2 protein-coding genes are annotated in these 1,711 nt (G+C 71.3%); one reads left to right on the top strand and one right to left on the bottom strand.

Annotated elements, in window-relative coordinates; all coding sequences use genetic code 11:
• Positions 1-300: (2Fe-2S) ferredoxin domain-containing protein (locus tag B8460_RS19315; RefSeq protein ID WP_048863258.1), on the bottom strand; the 300-nt coding region annotated here is incomplete at its 3' end.
• Positions 301-427: 127 nt separating this feature from the next.
• On the opposite strand from B8460_RS19315, the gene B8460_RS19310 reads away from it, so the two are divergent.
• Positions 428-1,711, top strand: a 1,284-nt coding sequence (locus B8460_RS19310; protein WP_048863257.1) for a thioredoxin domain-containing protein, incomplete at its 3' end; no start/stop codon positions are given.

Here is a 1,711-nt window from a genome sequence, read left to right as displayed (position 1 = left end):
CCGCACATGCCCCTCCAGCACCGCGTCCACGTCCGCCGTCGAGCCGACGCGGTACCAGATGCCTTCGGGATACACGACGACGCAGGGTCCCTGTTCGCAGCGGTCGAGGCACATCGACGTGTTCACGCGCACGCCCTTCAGCCCCATCTCCTTGGCGCGCGCCTTCATGTAGTCGCGCAGGCGCTCCGAGCCGGCGGCGGCGCAGCTGCCGCGCGCGTGTCCATCGGGGCGGCGGTTGCAGCAGACAAAGACGTGCGCCTCGAAATACAGGGGCGGATCGTCGGCGCGGCGGTCGTTCATGCGTTCTTCCTGACAGGCGCGCGCCGCTGTGCCGCGGCGCCGCATCGCGCCTAGATAGGGGGGTGGGGCCGCCGCGCCAAACCCCGCTGTGAAACCGGGTGCCGACCCGAGGAACAGGGAACACGCCATGCTGCCCGCCGCCAACCTGCTGCGCGACGCCGCCTCGCCGTATCTGCTGCAGCATGCCGACAACCCCGTCCACTGGCGGGTCTGGGGCCCGGACGCGCTCGCGGAGGCGCAGGCGCTCGACCGCCCGATCCTGCTTTCGGTCGGCTACGCCGCCTGTCACTGGTGCCACGTCATGGCGCATGAGAGCTTCGAGGATGCCGAGACGGCGGCGCTGATGAACGCGCTCTACGTCAACATCAAGGTGGATCGCGAGGAGCGGCCGGATATCGACCACCTGTACATGTCCGCGCTGCACGTCCTCGGCGAACAGGGCGGCTGGCCGCTGACCATGTTCCTCACGCCCGAGGGCGATCCGTTCTGGGGCGGCACGTATTTTCCGCCGACGCCGCGCTGGGGGCGCCCGTCCTTCCGACAGGTGCTGGAAGGCGTCGCGGCGGCCTACCACGACAAGAAGGACAGCATCCGCCACAACACCGACATGCTGCGCGGCGCGCTGGCGGCGCAGGCGGCGTTGCGGCCGGGCGAGGGGATCGGCCCGGCGGCGCTCGATGCCGCCGGGGCGCGGCTGCTCGGCATGACCGACCGCGATCAGGGCGGCATGCGCGGCGCGCCGAAGTTTCCCAACCCGCCGATCTTCCGCTTCCTGTTCCAGAACGATCACCGTATCGGCGGGACCGAGGGGCGGGCGGCGGTGCATCTGCTGCTGCGGCGCATGTCGCAGGGCGGCATCTATGACCATCTCGGCGGCGGCTACGCCCGGTACTCGACCGACGGCGTCTGGCTGGTGCCGCATTTCGAGAAGATGCTCTACGACAACGCGCAGATCCTCGAACTGCTGGCCCTCGCCCACGCGGACGCGCCCGACCCGCTCTATCCGGCGCGGGCCGAGGAGACGGTGGGCTGGATGGAGCGCGACATGACCGCGGCGGCGGACGCCGATGGCCGGGCCGCCTTTGCCGCGTCCGAGGATGCCGACAGCGAGGGCGAGGAAGGCCGGTTCTACGTCTGGACCGAAGACGAGATCGCGGCCTTGCTGGGCGCCGATGCCGCTGCCTTCGCGCGCGCCTATGACGTGCAGCCGGGCGGTAACTGGGAGGGGCACACCATCCTCCACCGCGTGACGCCGCCGGGCACGCCCGACGAGGAAGCGCGGCTCGCGGCCTGCCGGCGCCGCCTTCTGCACGCGCGTTCGGCGCGGGTCAGGCCGGGGCGCGACGACAAGGTGCTGACCGACTGGAACGCGCTCGCGATATCGGGCCTCGTGCGCGCGGCCGCCGTGTTC

The sequence above is a fragment of the Acidisphaera rubrifaciens HS-AP3 genome, assembly GCF_000964365.1.
GTDB lineage: Bacteria > Pseudomonadota > Alphaproteobacteria > Acetobacterales > Acetobacteraceae > Acidisphaera > Acidisphaera rubrifaciens.
The sequence above is the reverse complement of the archived record's forward strand: the minus strand, read 5'-3'. Positions and strand labels throughout refer to the sequence as shown.